General features: G+C 37.4%; 18 protein-coding genes. 2 read left to right on the top strand and 16 right to left on the bottom strand.

The genetic code is table 11. The features are described 5' to 3' along the window. Positions 1–84: 84 nt before the first annotated feature. The 14 genes from galU to MOC86_RS14820 all read right to left on the bottom strand — a co-directional run bounded on the left by galU (position 85) and on the right by MOC86_RS14820 (position 16152). A complete protein-coding gene (galU, locus tag MOC86_RS14885; protein WP_268584861.1) occupies positions 85–975 on the bottom strand; it encodes a UTP--glucose-1-phosphate uridylyltransferase GalU in 891 nt (296 codons plus the stop codon). 33 nt (positions 976–1008) lie between these two features. Continuing rightward, on the bottom strand, positions 1009–1395 hold the full coding sequence (locus MOC86_RS14880) for a GtrA family protein (protein WP_268584860.1): 387 nt from the start codon (positions 1393–1395) through the stop codon (positions 1009–1011). Continuing rightward, complete coding sequence (locus MOC86_RS14875) at positions 1388–2359, bottom strand: glycosyltransferase family 2 protein (protein WP_268584859.1); 972 nt, start codon at positions 2357–2359, stop codon at positions 1388–1390. Before MOC86_RS14875 ends, MOC86_RS14880 begins: the two co-directional genes overlap by 8 nt. Positions 2360–2430: 71 nt before the next feature. Continuing rightward, positions 2431–4584 (bottom strand): ArnT family glycosyltransferase, encoded by a 2154-nt coding sequence (locus MOC86_RS14870; RefSeq protein WP_268584858.1) that lies wholly within the window; start codon positions 4582–4584, stop codon positions 2431–2433. Between the two features lie 213 nt (positions 4585–4797). Further along, positions 4798–5739: an agmatinase family protein gene (locus tag MOC86_RS14865; protein ID WP_268584857.1), complete on the bottom strand. Its 942-nt coding sequence runs from the start codon at positions 5737–5739 to the stop codon at positions 4798–4800. A gap of 102 nt (positions 5740–5841) precedes the next feature. Continuing rightward, positions 5842–7080 (bottom strand): ethanolamine utilization protein EutH, encoded by a 1239-nt coding sequence (gene eutH / locus MOC86_RS14860; protein ID WP_268584856.1) that lies wholly within the window; start codon positions 7078–7080, stop codon positions 5842–5844. Between the two features lie 17 nt (positions 7081–7097). Beyond that, positions 7098–7805, bottom strand: coding sequence for an ethanolamine ammonia-lyase subunit EutC (gene eutC, locus MOC86_RS14855; protein ID WP_268584855.1), 708 nt, complete (start codon positions 7803–7805; stop codon positions 7098–7100). A 14-nt stretch (positions 7806–7819) separates the two neighbouring features. Further along, entirely contained in the window at positions 7820–9181 is a 1362-nt protein-coding gene (locus MOC86_RS14850; RefSeq protein ID WP_268584854.1) for an ethanolamine ammonia-lyase subunit EutB, read from the bottom strand. Between the two features lie 14 nt (positions 9182–9195). Continuing rightward, positions 9196–10641 (bottom strand): ethanolamine ammonia-lyase reactivating factor EutA, encoded by a 1446-nt coding sequence (locus MOC86_RS14845; RefSeq protein WP_268584853.1) that lies wholly within the window; start codon positions 10639–10641, stop codon positions 9196–9198. Positions 10642–10716: 75 nt separating this feature from the next. Further along, entirely contained in the window at positions 10717–11289 is a 573-nt protein-coding gene (locus MOC86_RS14840; protein WP_268584852.1) for an ANTAR domain-containing response regulator, read from the bottom strand. Beyond that, a complete protein-coding gene (locus tag MOC86_RS14835; RefSeq protein WP_268584851.1) occupies positions 11286–12350 on the bottom strand; it encodes a sensor histidine kinase in 1065 nt (354 codons plus the stop codon). Before MOC86_RS14835 ends, MOC86_RS14840 begins: the two co-directional genes overlap by 4 nt. 134 nt (positions 12351–12484) lie before the next feature. Then, positions 12485–13591, bottom strand: coding sequence for a Ger(x)C family spore germination protein (locus tag MOC86_RS14830; RefSeq protein WP_268584850.1), 1107 nt, complete (start codon positions 13589–13591; stop codon positions 12485–12487). Beyond that, positions 13588–14682 carry a GerAB/ArcD/ProY family transporter gene (locus tag MOC86_RS14825; RefSeq protein WP_268584849.1) on the bottom strand — a complete coding sequence of 365 codons (1095 nt, stop codon included), beginning with the start codon at positions 14680–14682 and terminating at the stop codon, positions 13588–13590. The genes MOC86_RS14830 and MOC86_RS14825 overlap by 4 nt, the downstream gene beginning before the upstream one ends. Positions 14683–14733: 51 nt before the next feature. After that, positions 14734–16152 carry a spore germination protein gene (locus MOC86_RS14820; protein ID WP_268584848.1) on the bottom strand — a complete coding sequence of 473 codons (1419 nt, stop codon included), beginning with the start codon at positions 16150–16152 and terminating at the stop codon, positions 14734–14736. Positions 16153–16390: 238 nt separating this feature from the next. Here MOC86_RS14820 and purT point away from each other — a divergent pair, with 238 nt between their 5' ends. Beyond that, complete coding sequence (purT, locus tag MOC86_RS14815; RefSeq protein ID WP_268584847.1) at positions 16391–17554, top strand: phosphoribosylglycinamide formyltransferase 2; 1164 nt, start codon at positions 16391–16393, stop codon at positions 17552–17554. A gap of 25 nt (positions 17555–17579) precedes the next feature. After that, on the top strand, positions 17580–17891 hold the full coding sequence (locus MOC86_RS14810) for a hypothetical protein (RefSeq protein WP_268585082.1): 312 nt from the start codon (positions 17580–17582) through the stop codon (positions 17889–17891). A gap of 24 nt (positions 17892–17915) precedes the next feature. Here MOC86_RS14810 and MOC86_RS14805 read toward each other — a convergent pair whose 3' ends face one another. After that, positions 17916–19517: an MDR family MFS transporter gene (locus tag MOC86_RS14805; RefSeq protein ID WP_268584846.1), complete on the bottom strand. Its 1602-nt coding sequence runs from the start codon at positions 19515–19517 to the stop codon at positions 17916–17918. A gap of 15 nt (positions 19518–19532) precedes the next feature. Then, positions 19533–19997, bottom strand: coding sequence for a MarR family winged helix-turn-helix transcriptional regulator (locus MOC86_RS14800; RefSeq protein WP_268584845.1), 465 nt, complete (start codon positions 19995–19997; stop codon positions 19533–19535). Between the last annotated feature and the right edge of the window lie 103 nt (positions 19998–20100).

Raw genomic sequence — 20100 nt, 5'->3', positions numbered from 1 at the left:
GCTAGTGTTTTTATTGAAAATTGGTGTTGTTCACAAAAAAAGCACAAAGGTGTTAAAAAATCCAACAACTTTGTGCTTTTTACATTAGGATGTATGATGAAGTTCACTTTTTTCGACCAGCTTTTTAAGCTCTTTCAACATTGGTTCGCGAAGCTCCTTATCTTCTAAAGCGAAAGAAATGTTTGTTAAAAGAAAACTGAGCGGCTCGCCTGCATCATATCTTTGACCTTCAAACTGATAAGCAAAAACAGCTTGTAACTCATTCATTGCTTCAATAGCATCTGTGAGCTGAATTTCGCCTCCTTTTCCTTCTTTCTGTTTCTCTAAGTAAGTAAAAATTTCTGGTGTAAAAACATAGCGACCAATAATAGCTAAATTTGAAGGAGCTTCTTCAGGTTGCGGTTTTTCAACAAATGAATCTACTCGATAAAGGCGGTGTTCTTTCTCAGCCGGATCTATTACTCCGTACCTGCTGATCTCTTCGGTTGGGACAGGCTGAACGCCAACAACTGAACACTCTTTTTTCTCATATTGCTTAATGAGCTGTTTCAAGCAAGGTTCTTCAGAGTAAGTTAAATCATCTCCAAGAAGGACCGCAAATGGCTCATCTCCAATAAAAGTGCGAGCACAAGAAATAGCATGGCCAAGACCTTTTGGTTCTTTTTGACGAACATAATGAATATTAGCTAAGTTTGAAACATGTTGAATGGCATTAAGCTGTTCTTCTTTTCCTTGCTCACTTAAATGTCTCTGGAGCTCAGCATCATAATCAAAATGATTTTCAATTGCTTGTTTTCCTTTTCCGGTCACAATTATAATATCTTCAATTCCCGATTTCAGCGCTTCTTCTACAATAATTTGAATTGTCGGTTTGTTGACAATCGGCAACATTTCCTTTGGAATTGATTTTGTAACAGGTAAAAAACGAGTACCTAACCCTGCTGCTGGAATAACGGCTTTTCTTACTTTCTTCATCTTTTTCTCCTCCATTTTATTTGATTTCTTTTTCTATCCATTTTGTGCTTTAAATACCCATGCTTTCGTTCCTATAAAGTTAATCCCCAAACCGATGATGGTAGCTCCCACCTTGCTGATTAAAAGAGACCATCCTAATTGCTCTGAAAATAAAAGTAAACATTTCATTATTATTAAAAGCGTTAGCATGTTAATGAGAACAAAGCGGAATAGTTCACTTCTTTGAGCTTTAGATGATTGTTTAAACGTCCATTTCCGATTTAGGATATAGCTGTTAAAAAGCCCGCAACTATAAGAAATTACTTGAGAAAGAACAGCTGGCATACCCCCAAAAACGAGAAGGGTAAAAACGAGAAAATCAATCATCGTATTAGAAACTCCCACAATGCAAAATTTGAGAAACGTTCTTCCTTTATTCATGAATCATTTGCTTCTCTTTCTTTCCAGACGTTTCTGTACCATATATGTCACGTACAATATATAAAGGTCGACCTTTTGATTCATCATAGATGCGTCCGATATATTCTCCAATTACGCCAAGAAGAATGAGCACAACCCCACTAAAAAATAGCTGAATAATTACAAGTGAAGCCCAACCTGTGACAGTGCTTTCTGTAAAGAATTTCAAATATAAAACATACAGCATGTAAATAAATCCTGCTCCTGAAAAAAGAGAACCCGCATACGTTGCTAATTTCAATGGTTTATAAGAGAACGATGTAATTCCATCAAGAGATAACTTTAACATTTTTTTAAGTGGATACTTTGTTTCCCCTGCAGCTCGCTCATCACGTTCATATTCAACAGCCGTTTGATGAAAACCAACCCAGCTAACAAGTCCCCGAACAAATCGGTTCTTTTCTTGAAGACCTTTCATTTGCTCACATACTTTACGATCAATAAGTCGAAAGTCTCCTGTGTCAATAGGAATGTCAATGTCTGTCATAGAGCGGAGTGTTCTATAAAACATTGCTGCTGTTTGCTTTTTAAAAAATGTTTCTCCTTTTCGCTTTGTTCTTTTCGCATATACCACTTCATACCCTTGTTTCCATTTGTCAATCATATCGAGGATAAGTTCTGGAGGATCTTGCAAATCTGCATCAATTACAACAACTGCCTCTCCTTTTGCATAATCCATTCCTGCTGTAATCGCAATTTGATGACCAAAATTTCTTGAAAAATCAATTAGTTTAATAGATGAATCACGTAAGCTAATCTCTTTCAAAATTTCTACCGTCTTATCTTGACTTCCGTCATTTACAAATAAAAGCTCGTATTTTTCTTTTGTAGAATGCATTACATTACTTAAACGTTGGTACGTTGTTTCAATAACTTCTTCTTCATTATAAACAGGAATAATAATCGAATATTTTATATGTTCCATCTCATTTATAACCTCCTATGAATAGAATTTGTAAAAGGAGAAACGTTTCTCCTTTTACAAATCTAAATCTTTTATAGCTCTACTTTGTAAAGCGTTTCGCTTTGGCCTCCTCTACCAGGCATTCCGCTATTTGAATTGCTATCAGAATCACTGTTCGACGACGTACCGTTCCATTCTTCTTGTGGCACTTCTTCTCCATGCTCTTTGATCCATGTTTGTAAATCTGAGCTGCCACCAGGACCTCCGCCACCAATTAAGAAGTATTTCACTTCATTGTTTTTAACCATTTCTTCAAGCTTCTCTGTCGTTAAAATTGGATCTGAGCCTGAAAATCCACCCATCGCCATGACTGTTTCACCTTCGATAATGTAAGGAGCAGCAGAAGAGGCATTAGATGTAGCAAATAAGTAAGTTTCCCCGTCGCTATGTTTCTTAAGGTAAGAAACTAAATTTTCATTGATGCTGTTTTGTCCTTCACCCATCTTCATATTTCCATTTCCCATCGTTGTAGGACCAGCCGCTGGCATTACACTATTTCCATCTCCGTATATAATAGGAGTGCTTGCCCAAAAAGCAGGAATAACAAGAATGGCAATAAGGGCTGCTAAGGACACAAAATATGTCGCTCGTTTCTCTTTTTGTTTGAAGAAGAATAACGCTAGTGAAAGCAATGTCCCTGCTACTCCTACTCCAATGCTCCAAACCATCCCAATTTGATCTATATAAGATTTCAATGTAAAGACTTCAAAAGCAGTTGTTGCTAGAATTGCAATAGGAAGCAACATTGATTTAAATCCTTTTTCTGTTTGATAAAGCTTAAATAGTTTAACCCATCCTGCCCCAACAAATGCTGCAATTGGAGGAGCTAACATGATGAGGTAGTATTGATGGAAGAAACCTGCAATACTAAAGAAGGCACCAACAGGACCAAGCCATGCAAGCCAGAATAGGCTTTCTTTTTCCTCATCACTCCACTGTTTTCGCAAACGAATTCCTGAAAGTAAACCAACGCATCCGAAAAGAGCAAACGGAAGAACCCAACTAATTTGATCTGCTAAGCCAATTTGGAACAAACGGAAGAACCCTGGAGTGCCTGTATTGAACATTCCTCCCCCATTTTGACCGCCTGGTCCACCTTGATCTCCTCTATTTAGAAAATCACGCTGTTCATTACCTTCAGACGTCTGAGTTTCTGAGTTTGTGCTATCTTGTGTAGAAGATGAATCTGTATTAGAAGAATCATTGCTCGCTGAATTATCACTATTTGTTGTGTTTGTATCATTAGCCTGATTTGGTCCACCTTGACCATTTGGTGGAGTTCCTGATGGCATTCCCTCTGGCGCTTCTCCTTGTTCCATTCCATTTGGTGGAGCCTGCACCTCAGCTCCATTTCCTTTATCACCACCAGCACCACCGCCTCCTGGTGTGCCTTGTCCTTGACCTGTTAAGCGAGCTACACCATTATATCCAAAAGCAAGCTCTAACACAGAGTTCATTTGACTGCTGCCCATGTAAGGACGATTATCTGCTGAGACACTATCAACAACAACAGCCCATGAAAGAGACAATGCCATCATAACAACTGTTGCACTTGCTAATATCCCTATTTTCTTTTTCCACTTCACCTTTGCTGCAGTTATGTAGAAAAGATAAAACGCAGGAGCAACCATGAAAGCTTGCATCATTTTCATATTGAAGCCAAGTCCAATCATGGCAAAAGCTCCAATTACCCAAATAGCTTTGTTTTTTCTAACGCCTTTAAATAGCATCCACACCCCAATTAAAAGAGTAAAAACAAGCATACTATCAATGTTGTTTGAACGACTTATGGCAGGAACAATTGGTGTAATCGCCATTGTCAGACTTGCGATTCTAGCTCCTGTAATTCCAAAGGTTGGTTTTAGAAGGAAGTATAGAAGAACAACAGATCCAACTCCAGCTAAAGCTTGTGGTAACATAACGCTCCATCCATGCAAACCAAAAATCGCAGCGCTTAATGTTTGAATCCAAAATGTAAGCGGCGGCTTATCCACTGTGACAAAACCTGCTGGATCAAAAGAAGCATAGAAGAAATTGTGGAAGTTTTCGAGCATGCTTTTTACTGCTGCCGTATAATAAGCATTCGCATAATCGTTTTTCCAAATGTTATAGATGTTTAAGAAAGCAGAAAGAAGAATAATCCCTAGCAGGATAAGATCCATTCTTTTGTACATAAACTTTTTCATTTTTTCACCTCATTATCATTTAAAACGATGATTTACTGAGGCTAATAGAGTCCGGACTTCTACTAACTTTGATCTCTTAAATCATGTTTTTATCAATTCAACGTTTTTAACGTTTTCTTGAGTGTATTTAGACTATAACAAGCAATTATGTCGGAAAGATGTCAAAAACAATTTTTAGCAAAATAAAAAGCTAAAGTTTAAAAATCTTAAACTTTAGCTTTCTCCTTCTATTTTTCCCGCAAGCGCGTAGAGAACAACCGTTGAGACAAAATGGGCAGAAAACTGACTTGGATCTTGCTGAGGATATACTTCAACAAAGTCCATTCCTACAATGCCCCTTTTTGCAAATTCATGAACTAATGTTAATAGTTCATAAGATGTTAACCCGTTTCCATCAACAGGACCGCCTGGGTTAAAGGCATAATCTAAAACATCACTACAAATCGTTAAATACACTCCATCAACATTGTGACTTGCTTTTTTATAAACGTCTTGGGCAAGCTCTTTTATGTTTGTACATTCTCTAATGTCTCGAATTGTAACAGTCTCTGCTCCTGCTTCTTTTGCATACTGACCACTTTCAGGTTTGTTTCGCGGCCCGTGAATCCCTGTATGAATAATACTTTCATTTCGGATTCCATCTAGTTCATATATTCTTGCAAAAGGGGTTGATCTTGCGAATTCATCTCCTTCGTGTGAAACCATATTATCATAGTGAGCATCAAGGTGAATGATACCAAACTTCTTTCCCTGCTGCGTCTCCGTTAGAGCCTTCATAATTGGATATGTAATCCCATGATCTCCTCCAAATACAACCGGAAATTTGTTCTCTTTCCATACTCGTTTAGAAAATGTTTCAATCCGCTCCATTGTTTCTTCTACACTAGCTGGAACAACGTCAACGTCTCCCATATCTCCTAAACTTAAATGTTCAAAAACATCAATATGATCCAGCTCAGGCAAATAGCCGCTATAACGAGCGGAAGAAAGCCTAATTACTTTTGGACCAAGTTCACATCCTGTATAGTCCCCCCATGTTACAGCTCCTTCCCATGGTACTCCATATATTAAAACGTCTGTCTCTTCTATCCCTTTTCCCGTTGACACATTTTTTGCTCCTAAAAAAGGGGGCGTATTCCCATATATCTTGTTCATTCTTTATCATCCTTTCTTTTCCTTAATTTCTTTTATGGTCTCCTTACCCTTTATGAATAAAAATACTCTTATAAAATAAAAAAGCGCTCAAAAATGAGCACTTTATATAGCCGCTGAATTTACAGTTTCAATGTCTGACTCTTCTTTTTTCTCTTTTTCTTCAAGTTCAATTGCTTTTGGAACAGAAAGGTATTTTGCAAGAACAAGAGCTGATGCTCCCCCTACGAATTTTCCAATCATAATATACAAAATTAAGTTAGGTTGAAAATTCGCTGTAAATGAAAGATGATCTCCAAATAAGAAAGCAGCACAAACCGCATAGGAAATGTTCATTACTTTATCTTTAGCAGGCATATCTTTTACAAGACGGAACATTGCTAAAATGTTCGCGGATGCTGCAAGAATACCAGCGCTTCCTTCTTTACTAATGCCAAATTGATTTCCTATTTTTTCAAGAGGTAGGGCTAAATACTTTTGCATCAAGTATACAAATGGAAAGGCCCCAGCTAGCATTAACCCAATATATCCTGCTACTTCAAGTGCTCTATATTGGTCTTGTTCATCAGCTACAATCGGACTAAATCCAAAACTTCCAAAAAGAGTGCTAAATGCCCCTGTAAAGTGTTCAACAATGGAGAATAGGAGAACAAGCTTTAAGAAAGCATCAAGACCGCGACCAAATATCATAAATCCTTTAATCATTTTGTCTGGAAAAAAGCGTAATCCTATTGCAAGAGAACCTACAAAAACAATCAACGGAATGAGGTTCATGAATATTGTTCCAAAGCTAAGGCTAAGCTCATACACTACAGAAGAGTTTGTGGCAACGGCAGACCGAATGGTGGGATTTGTAAATGCAATAAGTAAACAGCTTACTAACACGCCAATTGGAATAGCTAAAACCCCTGACATTACTCCAAGCGCCATATACTTGTGATCTTTTTTCTGGAGCATAGCAAGACCTGTAGGGATAGAGAATACAATAGTTGCTCCTGCCATATATCCAATAATCATAGCCATAATCCAACTTTCCTTCGTTTGAGCTAATGCCTCTGCTAGCTGATAACCGCCCATATCAACTGCAATAAGGGATGTTGCTGCAATTGATGGATCTGCTCCAAGCTTTACAAAAAGCGGACCAAAAATAGATTCAATAAGTTGAGATAAGTATGGAATAGACGCCATAATGCCTGCAGTTGGGATAAAAATATAACCGATAGAATGAATGCCTTCCATAAATTCCTTCCCTATTCCTTTTTCTTTATTTTTAATAGCTGCAATTCCTCCAATAATAGCGGAAAGCATTAAAATATAAATAACGTATGTTCCAATCTTCTCCACTCGTATACCTCCCTTTCTTAAACAACAAGACTTACGCCACTCGTTTTTTGAGCTAACATTTGGTCTATAAGTGTACCAATGTGCGCTGCTGCTTCAACAGGCGATGTACCTTGACGGTGAATATTTGAAATGACCATTCGGCTTGATTCTTTCGTTCCCTTCCTTGGTCTATAACACATATAAGCACTTAGTGAGTGAGCACAAACAAGCCCAGGTCTTTCCCCAATAAGAAGAATAAAAGCTTCAGGTTTTAAGATTTCACCAATATCGTCCATACAGGCAACTCTTCCTCCCTTTAAAAAGAAAGGAGTTCCAACAGTTAACTTATATGATGTTAGCGAATCTACTAAGGCAGGATATACATCTCGGATATTCTCTTCAATGGCATTTGCACTCAATCCATCCGCTATCACAATTTGAACTTGAGGATGTGTTATGCATTCCTTTTTAATAAGATTGCGCCCTTCTAATGAAAGAAGTCTCCCTTCATCAGGGCGCTTTAAATACCGCTCTTTTGTTTGAAAACGAGTTGTAACAGAAAAAAGATTAAATTCCGCTAATGTTTCTTCACTAACTTCTCCATAAACAGAGTCAACCGCAGCAGCATGATCAATCCGGAATGACAAAAAATCTCCTGTGAGAGGCCTTGTACCTGTTCTACCTACCCCAATTCGTGCTGGTGTATATTGTTTTAAATGAGCAAGTTTCTCTTCTTTTTCTCTCATCCTCTTTTCCTCCTCTATTTCACTTTCATAAAAATGGTAGGGTCGCCTGCTACCCTCGTTAACTTTCCGTTTTCTGTAATCCCTTGATTTTCAAGCCAAGCTGAAAAAGCCGGAGCAGGAGCTAAATTAAGCACATTTCGCAATGTTGCGATATCATGATAGCTTAATGACTGATAGTTCAACATGCAATCATCTGCCATTGGTACACCAATAACAAAATTCACACCTGCTGTGCCAAGCAGCATACTCAAGTTATCCATATCATTTTGATCTGCGTTCATATGATTTGTATAACAAACATCAACACCCATAGGAAGTCCATGCATTTTCCCCATAAAATGATCTTCAAGCCCTGCCCTTATTACTTGCTTGCTATCATACAAATACTCTGGTCCAATAAATCCAACAACCGTATTCACAATAAATGGATTATAACGTTTAGCAAGACCATAGCAGCGTGCTTCTAAAGTCAGTTGATCAATATCATAATGGCTGTTTGAGGAAAGTTCAGATCCTTGTCCTGTTTCTAAATACCACCTGTTTGGCCCGAGTGCTGTTCCTTTTTCTTGCATCAGCTGGTGTGCTTCATCAAGCAGAGAAATGGATATACCAAAGGACTCGTTCCCTTCCTCTGTACCTGCGAGTGATTGGAAGATAAGATCAGCAGGTGCTCCTTTTTCAATTGCCCTCATTTGGCTTGTAACATGGGAAAGAACACAGTTTTGAGTTGGAATAGAAAATTCCGTTATAATATTTTTTGTTTCCAAGAGAAGGTCATAAATATTATTTGTTGTATCAATAACAGGATTAATCCCGATTACCGCATCTCCAATTCCATAGCTTAATCCCTCATATAAAGAGGCGCGCATTCCTTGCAATCGATCTGATGGATGATTAGGTTGAACGCGGGATGCAAGTGTTTTTGGCTGTCCAATTTTCGTTTGACAATGGGTAATAACTTGAATTTTAGCAGCTGCTTGAATTAAGTCTAAATTAGACATCAGCTTGGCTACTGCTGCAATCATGTCACTTGTTAACCCTTTTGAAATGGTTAACAAATGCTCTCCTGTTGTTTCGTCATGTAAGATATACTCCCTTAAATCGGCAACAGTCCAAGTTCGTATTTCTCTGTATACGTTCTCTTCAACACTTTCTTCAATCACTCTAGCTACTTCATCCTCAAGAAGCGGATAGTTACGAAAATCTGCAAGTGTAATGTTTGACAGTACAGTTTTAGCTGCCATTCTTTCTTTCATATTTTCAGCACTAACACGAGCAAGCTCATCTCCTGATTTTTCTTCATTTGCTTTTGCCATAATTTCTTTTAAACTTTTAAAAGAATAAGTTTGTCCGAGAATAGTTGTTTTTTTGTTCATTCTTTTTCCTCCTTCTATTGATGAAATGCAAGTGTTTTAACAGAAACCGAAATCGCTTCTCCTCCAATAGGCATCCCAAGATCTATATAATCTCCATCAGCAACCTGCACGCCATCAATACAAACAATATTCACATCCTCAGCGCACCGTTTTTTGAGGGCTTGACCGAGCGCTTTTGCTACATCGTCTTGGCAAACAACGACAATATTTTCCTTTTGAAACTCTTTTTCCATTTCTTCATGAATAGCCTGAGCCATTTCCTGTAAAATCACGTACGAACAATAAGGCATGTCAAGGAGCGTTAAGGCAAACGGTGGATTTTGTTTTGTATCAAACACTTCTTTTGCATGCCTTATTTTTTCTCTCAACCTCCTCGAGAACTCAAGAGAGCTCCACTCTCCTTTTTTACTTGTTTTTACTTTTAAAAGCGGTATATTTCTGATTGGTAAAAGTTCTTTTTGCACATGAACAGTTGCTCCACTTACTTCCATGCTTTGCATACCAGCCCCAATCACCGTTGCTCTATTTGTCTCAACTGCTTTTTTAATACGCACACTTGATAAGGGAAAAGCAGTCGGAATTACAGACGCTAAGAGCGGACCAATATCTCCATATCTTGCTGCATCTTTCATTGTATGAATTTGTACATCATTCATCATTGCCCCAACTCCCCCAGAAATCATCATTTCATCAGGCTTAGGAAGCACTTCATTATGTTCTCCTGTCAGCAAAAGCTCTCCACCTTGTTTATCGTTGCTTAATAAGTAAGCAAACAAGTCTTCACTTAGTTTTTGACAGAGGTTTTGAGCTTGCTTATACGATAAAATGTCTCCTTTTTTTAGATTAATAGATCGATAAGAAAGCCATTTAAAGAGGGATGGCGCTACATACTCTACTTCTCCATCTTCTGTTAAACGAACAAGGCGTCCCCCAACGTGGAAAGTAAGGGAAGCTACAGCTTTTCCATCTTGGAAAAATGCCACATTTGCGGTTCCGCCCCCAATATCAACATTCGCAACTGTTCCATTTATCTCTTCTGAACGTTTCATAGCTCCGGATCCTTTTCCAGCTAGAATACCTTCTAGGCTATCTCCTGCTGTTGCAACAACAAAGTCTCCTGCTTTATCTGCCAAGTAATGAATAATACTTTCAGCGTTTTCTTTTCGAGCTGTTTCCCCTGTAATAATGACAGCTCCTCCTTTAATGTCTTTTAAGTTAACGTTAGCTTTTTGATACTCTTTTGAAAGAAGACTCTTTAGCTTTTCAATATGAATCATATCTTTGGTTTCTAAAGGTGTTTCGTATAAAGACCCTGTATAGGTCACTTCTCGATCGATAATGCGGCAAACAGGAAGGCTAAAACCATCCTTCCTTTCATTAATAAGAAGCCTGCTTAAAATGACTTTTGTTGTGCTTGTACCAATGTCAATTCCTATACTTTTTATCCAATATTCGCCCAAAACTCCTCCTCCTAACGAAAAAACGCTTTGAAGAATCCCTACAACATGTAGAGGGTCTTCAAAGCGCCATTGCTTTTATTTATTCACTTTTGCTATAACCTGTTCCGCTATTTTCACCATTGATAGGTGAGTTTCCATACTCTTTTTTTGAAGTTTTCGGTATGCCTCTTCCTCTGAATATCCTTTTACTTTCATTAGAATTCCTTTTGCTTTTTCAATTTTTTTACGATGCTCTATTTTTTCTTCTAAAAGAGCAATTTTTCTAGAGAGTTCTAGCTCTTTCTCCCGTTGACTTAAAGCAATTTCAACAGCGGGAATGAGCTCCCTTTCTTTCACAGGTTTAACAAGGTATCCTGTGACTCCTGCTTTTTTAGCCTTTATCGTTAATTCTTGATCGCTGTAAGCTGTTAAAAGTAAAATTGCACAATCCGATTGTTTCTTTATAATAGAAGAAGCCTTTACACCATCTAAAATAGGCATCTTTATGTCCATAATGATAAGGTTTGGAGCAAGATGTTTAGCTTTTTCAATTGCCTCTTCACCGTTTTTAGCTTCCCCAACTAAGTTATACCCGCGCTCTTCAAGCATTTCTTTTATATCCAGACGTGTAATAGGTTCATCATCTACAACCATCACTCGGTCTTTCATAACATCACCGCTTTTGCTATAGGAAATGTGAGCGTCATTTTTGTTCCGTCTTCTGATGAAAAAGTGGAGAGAACGCCGTTCAGCTCTGCTGCCAACGTATGTACAAGCTGCAGTCCAAGCGAGGACGGCTTGTCCTCAATTATTCCTCTACCATTATCTTCAACCGTAATGTTTGCTATTTGTTTACGGCAGATTACTGTAATACTAATTTTTCCACTCTTTTGTTGTTCAAAAGCATGTTTGAGACAATTTTGAACAAGTTCATTCACAATAAGTAAAACGAATGTTGCTTGATTAGATGGTAAAAAAGTAGGCTCCCCTTTAACCGAAAGAGAGATTTCTTTTTCTGGCACAGAAGCTAGGCTTATAAGCATATCAGCGGCTCGCTCCATTACGAGCACAATGTTCACTGCTTCTATTCCATCTTGCGCTAAGTAATCATGTATAATTGAAATTGTCTCAATCCTCGCTACACTATCTTGCAAGATATCCGATACTTCAGAATGAGCTCGGCGCGTTTGCAATCTAAGCAAGCTTGAAATAATCTGCAGGTTGTTTTTAACACGGTGATGAATTTCTTTTTGAATAAGAGATTTCACCGTCCCTTCCCTGTCTACACTTTCTTTTGGAATTAACAGCTCTTCAACCCGTTTATTAGTCAACATTTCTTCTGAAATATCTCGCTCTCTTATGAGCACCCCAATAGTAGTTCCTTTGTTATCAACAATAGGTACGATATCTTGCTGAACGATAACACATTCTTGGGTGATGCCGCGTGAATTCGTAATGGTATTACCCGTTCTTAAGCTAAAAAATACCCCTGGTTCATTTTGTTCTGTCGCTGTTTCTCCTATAATATTTCTTTTATATAAAGAAGAAGCTGTTGCAGGCTGAGCTTGTGCAACAATCATTGCTTTATCTTCAGAAAGTGAACAATCAATAAACATATCTGACTTTGAAATATCTGCTGTAAGTTGGAGAGTATTTGCAACTTCCATTATTCTTTCTTTCTGAGATAAAGATAGATGATGGAGGTCTTCTAAACAAGAAAGTGTGTTCATTTTTCTCCTCTTTTTCAAAATATTCTACCTTTTATATCATTACTATACCATATGAAAAGAAATGCTCAATTTTAATGTCAAAACTTCTGACAATATAACATTTTTCGTCCGATTTCTCTTTTTTTTGACATTTCTTATGACGTTGATCCTTTTGTTCCAAAATCAATAACTTCAATGTTTACATCATAATTAATTTCAGCTTCACTAAACTTTTTCCCCCACTCTTTATTGTGCTTTTTCCAATATTTTGGATGCTGAATTTGAACATATTGATAAAGACCCGCAACACCTGTTTTATATTTTGTTTGAAGCTTATGAATAATATCTTCTACGTCTTTTTTTACTTGTTTTTCTATTACTTTCTCCATTTCTTCAAGATCTCGTTTCTTAAAGGAGTTTTCACTTCTGTACCAGTTCTCTGCAATTCGCCCTTCACATTCTAGTGAAATATCGAAATGAAGTTTTCCATTTTTAATTTTAGTCTTAATCTCTTTTTTCACCATATGGAAAAATTCAAAGGAAATGGGTTCTCCTTTATATGTTGCTGGAACGACTCCACCTTGAACATCGCCAATGAGCCAGTTCAAATGACTTACATCCTTTGGCGTCATATGCCCAATTGGTTTTCCATCATCAATGACTTCTACTCCATCAAGAATGAGCTCCCCCTCTTTAATTTTAAGACCTTGTACAGCAAAGCTTCCATCTGACTGAAGCTTTGCTGACACTTGTCCAAGCGTAATCGGTTTTAATATTTTATTAGAAGACGTTTTGTTATTTGCAATTTCAAAAATTTTATTAGCTGGAATGTCTTCCTTTGATCCTGTTGATAAAATTTTTTTTGCCGATTCCCTTGTCACAAAGACGAGCGCACTTCTTCTTGTATTATCGTCTCTAATATATTCATTAATCCACACGTCAAGAGGGTATTTGTCAAGAGCATTTTTACTAAAAATCAACACGCGCTGGTGGTTGCTCATCACTGGGAATGTTTTAAGAGCAATATCTCGAATGGATTCCTGAATAGTCGTTCCTTTTGTATAATAGTTTTTATAGGAAGGCCTAGTTGCCTCACTTCCTCCACCTCCAGATGGAATGATAATCTGCTGTGTAAGATGAACTTCTCCTTTTTTCCCTGCATCAATCCCAGAACCAACTAGCAAAGAAACATCCTCAAGGTTTTGACTGTCTCCACACCCAACTAAAAAAAGAAGTACAAACAAGATTAAGATTTTTTTCATCTCGCTTTCACTCTCCTTTTAATTGCTACAAGCAGGAAGTTTATAATGGGAATGGCTAGTAAAATAAATGGAAAAATCCACCCTAACATATCACTCATTTTTAAAATTTCAATGGTATCCTTCGGCCAATTAGCCAAGAGAAAGATAATCGGAATAAGAATGTAAACGTTTGGCTTATATCCATTTCGAAAGACTGACTGTAGCCCTGTGACAGCTGAAAAGTAGTAAAGAGTAAGCGTTGTAAAAAATTGCAGAATCCATGTTATAAGTAAGAAAGACTCTAACCGTTCGATAAAAATCCCCTTTACTTCAAACGATTGCACAAAAGAAATCGTCGGCCATGTTACAGTTGTTACTTCTTGAACGGTGACCCCTGCTACAACAAGCACGTACGTTAAAATATATAAAAGCAGCGGAACAGCAAAACCAATAAAGGCTCCTTTCACAAGCTTTGTATCTTTGCTTGTAAATCCTTTTAAAATGAGCAGAAGTTCAATCCCAAAGAAAGAAAGCATAACCGTATTCATTCCTTTAACAACTGGCATAATCCCTTGCCCAAGAACGGGTTGAACGTTTTTTATATCCACAATTTGTAGGCCAAAAGCATATATCAGTAGAATAACAGCAATTGTAATTGGAAAGAAAAACACGCACACTTTTGCAATTATTTTAAGATTGCTATTAATTAAATAAGCAGACGTTAAAATAAACGTGAGAATAATAAGCTCTACAGGTGTCTCAGACAAAAGGAAAAAGCGAACCATTTCACTCATTGCTACGACTTCAAAGCTTGCTACTCCTATAAAATAAACAACCATGATTAAATTAACGAGTTTTCCAAGCTTTTTCCCGAATCCTTCTTGGGTATAATCAAAGTAATTCTTCACATTATGCTTTTTTAAGATTTGGAGGAGTATGTAAATGACCGCAAAGAAGATGAGGCCATCGATGATAAGCACAATCCATCCATCAGGTGTTCCAACTTTAACTGTAATGGTTCTTGGCAGTACTAATAAGCCAACACCTAACATTGTAGATGAAATCAAAGCTATAAAATCTAATGTTGTAAGTTGCCCACCATCTCGGCCCATACGATTACCTCCATTCAAACATCTTTTTTTAATCAATTTCCAACCATTGCTCTACATTTTTGGAAATGGAAACCTCATAATAAAATCTTTCCACTTCCCTTTTTGAATTGATGCTCCTGGGTCAAAGTATGGAATCGTAAAGCTGTCTAGTTTTGAAATATGAATGGTTACAATAATAAAGAAAAGAGTGACTCCATAGATACCTAAAAGCGCTGCACTAATCATTGCTCCAAAACGTAAAACCCGGAAGGCAAGACCAAATCCGTACTGAGGCACAATAAATGAAGTGATCGCTGTGATGGAAACAATAATAACCATAATTGAACTCACAAGATTAGCCTGTACGGCCGCTTGCCCAATAACAACCCCTCCAACTAAACCAATTGTTTGACCAAGCGGGGTTGGAAGCCGTATTCCAGCTTCTCTCAATAATTCAATCGTCATTTCCATAATAATTGCTTCAATAAAAGGTGGAAATGGCACATTTTCACGTGTTTGGGCAATTGTCAACGCTAGTTCAGTCGGCAACAATCCTTGATTAAATGAAACAAGCGAAATATAAATCGAAGATAAAAAAAGCGTGATAAATAAAGATACATACCGAAGTATGCGCAAAAACGTTCCCGCAATCCACCGTTCATAGTAATCATCAGGAGACTTTAACAACATGTTAATTGTCGTGGGAACAACAAGAACAAACGGTGAGCCATCGACCATGATGATCACTCTTCCATCTTTTAAAGCTGCTAAGGCAATGTCCATCCGCTCTGTGTTTTGAATTTGTTGAAAGGGAGAAAACGGGACTTCTTCGAGAAGTTCACCAAGCATACCCGAATCTTCAATATCTCTCTCCTGAACTTTCGAAAGCTTTTCTTCTACCCTCTGAAGCAGCTTTTCATCAGCTGTACCTTTAATGTAAAGTTTGGTGATTTTTACTTTTCCGTGCAAACCAACTTCACCTTGCTCAATCATCAAATTTTGATCCTTCATAAACTGACGAATAAGCCCGATATTTTCATCCGTATTTTCAATAAAGGAAAGCTTTGGTCCGCGGACAACACGCTCTGTTGTTGGTTCAGCAAATGCTCTCATTTTAGGCATTATTGTATTTAATGAAAAAGCTATATTCATTCCATCCACAAGCAAGACAGACATTCCACTGAAAATAGCTTCTAATATTTCTTCATATGAGAAAAGCTCTGTTTGCTTAAGAAGGCCAATCCTAGAAAATAAAATTTCTTTAAATGGATATTCGAATTCTGTTAAGTAATCAATTGAAGTTAATGAATCGATGAGCTTTTCAAGCGCTTCACTATTCAACGTATTTTGTAAATATAAAATAGTACATGCCCTATCATGTTTTTTGATATAAATATCTTTTCGCGACATGTCTGCTTGGTCTTTTAACAAGGGAGTAAGATATGCTAAATTCCTTTCTAATCCAGTGCTTAACGAAGATATATCACTCAATTATCATCACCAACTCTTCCCAATATCGCTTTTATTTTGTCACAAAAGGTAAATATTATACGGTTTGCTAAGTTTGATAAAGAGTCTGAACATTACTCTTTCACAAAAGTAAAATGTACGTTAAAATGGGATTAATAAAAGATATTAATCTTATTAACGAATTAAATAAACTTAAAAACCGAACTTTAAACAATAATTAAGATTCATAATTCGTTTTTAGATAAGGAGGAGTTTAATTATGTTTAGCGGAAAGAAAATGCTTTTATTAGGTGCAGGTGAACTTGGAAAAGAGATAATGATTGAAGCCCAGCGTTTTGGTATTGAAACAGTTGCTGTTGATCGCTATGAACATGCTCCAGCAATGCATGTTGCTCATAAACAGTATGTCATTGATATGTTAGACTCACACGCTCTCCGTAACATCATCCAAAAAGAACAGCCAGACTTTATCGTTCCCGAAATTGAGGCCATTGCAACAGATGAACTTGTTGGTCTTGAGAAAGAAGGATTTAACGTTGTTCCAAATGCAAAAGCAACTAAATTAACGATGGATCGAGAAGGAATTCGCCGATTTGCTTCTGAAGAACTGAACATCCCAACAGCTCGCTATCAGTTTGCAAATACATATGAAGAGTTTACTGAAGCTGTAGCACAAATAGGCTACCCTTGTGTCATTAAGCCGCTTATGAGCTCTTCTGGAAAAGGACAAAGTATTTGTCGCAGTGAAGAAGATTTAAACTCATGCTGGAATATAGCTTTAGAAGGCGGACGTGTAAAAAGCACGCGCGTTATTATCGAGGAATTTATTTCTTTTGAATCTGAAATTACCCTTCTTACAGTGAGAGCTGTGAATGGAACTAAATTTTGTGCTCCAATTGGCCATAAACAAAAGAACGGAGACTATATTGAATCATGGCAGCCCCATTATATGACAGAAAAACAGCTCAAAGAAGCAGAAAGAATTGCAAAGGAAGTAACAGACGGATTAGGTGGATATGGGCTTTTTGGAGTGGAGCTTTTCCTAGCAGGAGATCGTGTTTATTTTAGCGAAGTTTCTCCTCGTCCTCATGATACAGGTCTTGTAACACTTGCAACTCAAAAGCTGTCAGAATTTGCTCTACACGTGCGCGCCCTGTTAGGTTTTCCTATTACTGAAATCAAACTCAGCACACATGGCGCAAGCCGACCATTGAAATCACCGAAAGAAACGAAAGAATATGAAATTAGAGGATTGGAGGATGCACTTGCTCTTCCACATACAGAAGTACGTGTTTTTGGGAAGCCAGATGCTACTGTAGGGAGACGTTTAGCTGTTGCCCTCTGCGGTGGTGAGAGCGTAGAAAAAGCTCGTGAAACAGCTAAAACAGCTCACGATTTTTTACATATTAACAGTTTGGATTAATCACCATATACACTCCCTTTTCACCATGATAAAATTTGAAAAGGGAGGTTTTTCCATAGATATATTCACCATACTTTTTATAATAGTGCTTGGAGTTCTTTATATTTCAAGTCGTATCTCGCAATTGGAAAAAAAGATGGACCTTAAAATGAAAAGGTTAGAAGCCTTCATATTGAAAGATAAGCATGATGCTTTCTTTCAATATGAAGAAGAGGTAAAAGGTGAGCTGAAGCAGCTCGTAAAAGATGGAGAAAACGTAAAAGCAGTGAAGAAAGCCCGCGAACATTTCGGATTTTCTCTTCTTGAAGCAAAGCAATATGTTGATTCCTTACATTAAAAAAGAGAGCCTAGGCTCTCTTTTTTAATGTGATGCGGAAGGAACTCCCTCTTCTTGCTCAGAAGAAGCTTCCCCTTTTTTGTTTTCAAGCTTAATTTTTTTAAGAAACAACGTAAATAAAGCACCAACGATAATAAGTGCAAAACCTACGAAAAATACGCTGTGCAAAGATTCCATTAAAGATGTTTTTAGAATAGGAACTATTTCTCCAGGCATGCCTTTAACAGCGTCTGGACTAAATAATGACTGCAGAAGTCCTTGTGGATTTGTGCTAATCATTTCTTTTAACTTTGTAACAAGCGTGCTTGCTTGAGCAGGAAGCGTATCTAAGTATGGAACTAAGTCGTTTGTTAAAAGCGTGCCAGACTTTGCATTCATCACAGCTCCTAACACCGTAATTCCAAATGTCCCACCAATCGAACGGAAAAACTGACTTGAAGATGTCACAACTCCAAGCTCTGCTTTTGAAAAGCTTTCTTGTAAAGCAAGCGTAATAATAGGCATTACAAGACCCATCCCAAGACCAATAATAGCCATATATGATATAGCAGTAAGCTGACTAGTATGAAGGTTTAGTGTTGTTAATAGGAAGAAACCGAATGCCATGACAATCATACCTGTAATAATTTGTGCTTTCACACCGATTTTATAGACAAGCTGACCACCAATAATACTTGTTACAATCATCGCAATCATCATTGGTGTCATAATTGTGCCAGATTCTGTCGCACTTACTCCAACGATGCCTTGCATAAAGAATGGCACGAACGTAACAGCACCAAACATCCCAACACTCATTAAAAATCCGATTAAATTCAAAAGAGTAAACGTTCGATTTTTGAAAAGGTACATCGGTAAAATAGGCTCAGCTGCTCTATTCTCAACCATAACAAAGCTTACTAAACCAACAAGAGCAAGAGCAAACAATCCAAGGATTTGCCATGAATCCCAAGCATAGTCTTTCCCACCAAAGCTTAGCGCTAAAAGTAAGCTTACAACTCCAACAATCATCGTAAACATTCCAGCAATATCAAATTTAATCTTGCCTTTTCGTTCATGTTTTTCAAGACCGATAGCAATAAAGATTGCAGCTAAAATCCCAACAGGAAGGTTAATATAAAATACCCATTTCCAGTTTAGAGAATCAACAATCCAACCGCCAATCTGCGGACCAATAACAGAAGCTAAACCATAAATACCACCAAAAACCCCTTGGAATTTCGCTCTTTCTTTCCCAGTGAATAAATCTCCGATTACAATCATCGCCATTGGCATCATAATCCCGCCGCCAATTCCTTGCAATCCTCGGTAAATGATAAGTTCTGTCATGTTTGTTGCTAATCCGCAAAGGGCAGAAGCAATCATAAAGATAACAATACCTGATACATAAACTGTTTTTCTTCCAAGTAAATCAGCTAGCTTCCCTGCGATAGGTACAACAGCTGTTGATGTTAATAAGTATGACGTTGTTAACCACGTCATCATGCTAAGTCCGCCAAGATCTCCGACAATTCTCGGCATTGCTGTTCCCACAATTGTGCCATCAAGAGCAGCAAAAAACATAGCAATAATAAGTCCTGTTAAAACAAGCTTACGACTGCCTGATTTATTACTTTCAACTGTCATTATTTTCCCTCTTTCCTATTCTACTGTTTTTCTTTCTAAAAGCGCAGAAATCTCGTTATGTGTTCGTAAAATTCCTTCATATTCTTTTTCTGTTAATACATCAGCTGCTTGTTGAAAAACATCATGTATTCCACTCTTTTTAACATGAAGCTCTTTTAAAAAGCGTTTTCCCTCTTCACTTAACAAAAGTTCTACTTCCCTGCGGTTTCCTTCTACATGATGCCGCTCGATAAATCCTTTTAAAACAAGTCCTTCAACAGCTTGACTTAACGTACTTTTCGGAAGAAACGTTTTTTCTACAACTGTTTTTTGAAGCATCTCCCCATATGGTGCGATGGTTACTAAAATGACATATTGAGGAACAGACAGTCCATTGTTTACAGCTGTTTTTTGGATAAGCTGCATCATATTTTTTTGCACGTTCCAAAAAGATTTAAGAAGCTCTACAGGACGCTCTTCACGTAGATCATTACTTTCCATATTTACCTCGCTTAATATTAAATTTATGAATTGTTCCATTTAGAACAGTTTTTTTTAGAACTTTTATATTTTAATCCCTATCTTCTTTAAAGTCAATCATTTT

The organism is Priestia endophytica (assembly GCF_026790145.1).
Taxonomy (GTDB): Bacteria; Bacillota; Bacilli; order Bacillales; family Bacillaceae_H; genus Bacillus_I; species Bacillus_I endophytica_A.
The sequence above is the reverse complement of the archived record's forward strand: the minus strand, read 5'-3'. Positions and strand labels throughout refer to the sequence as shown.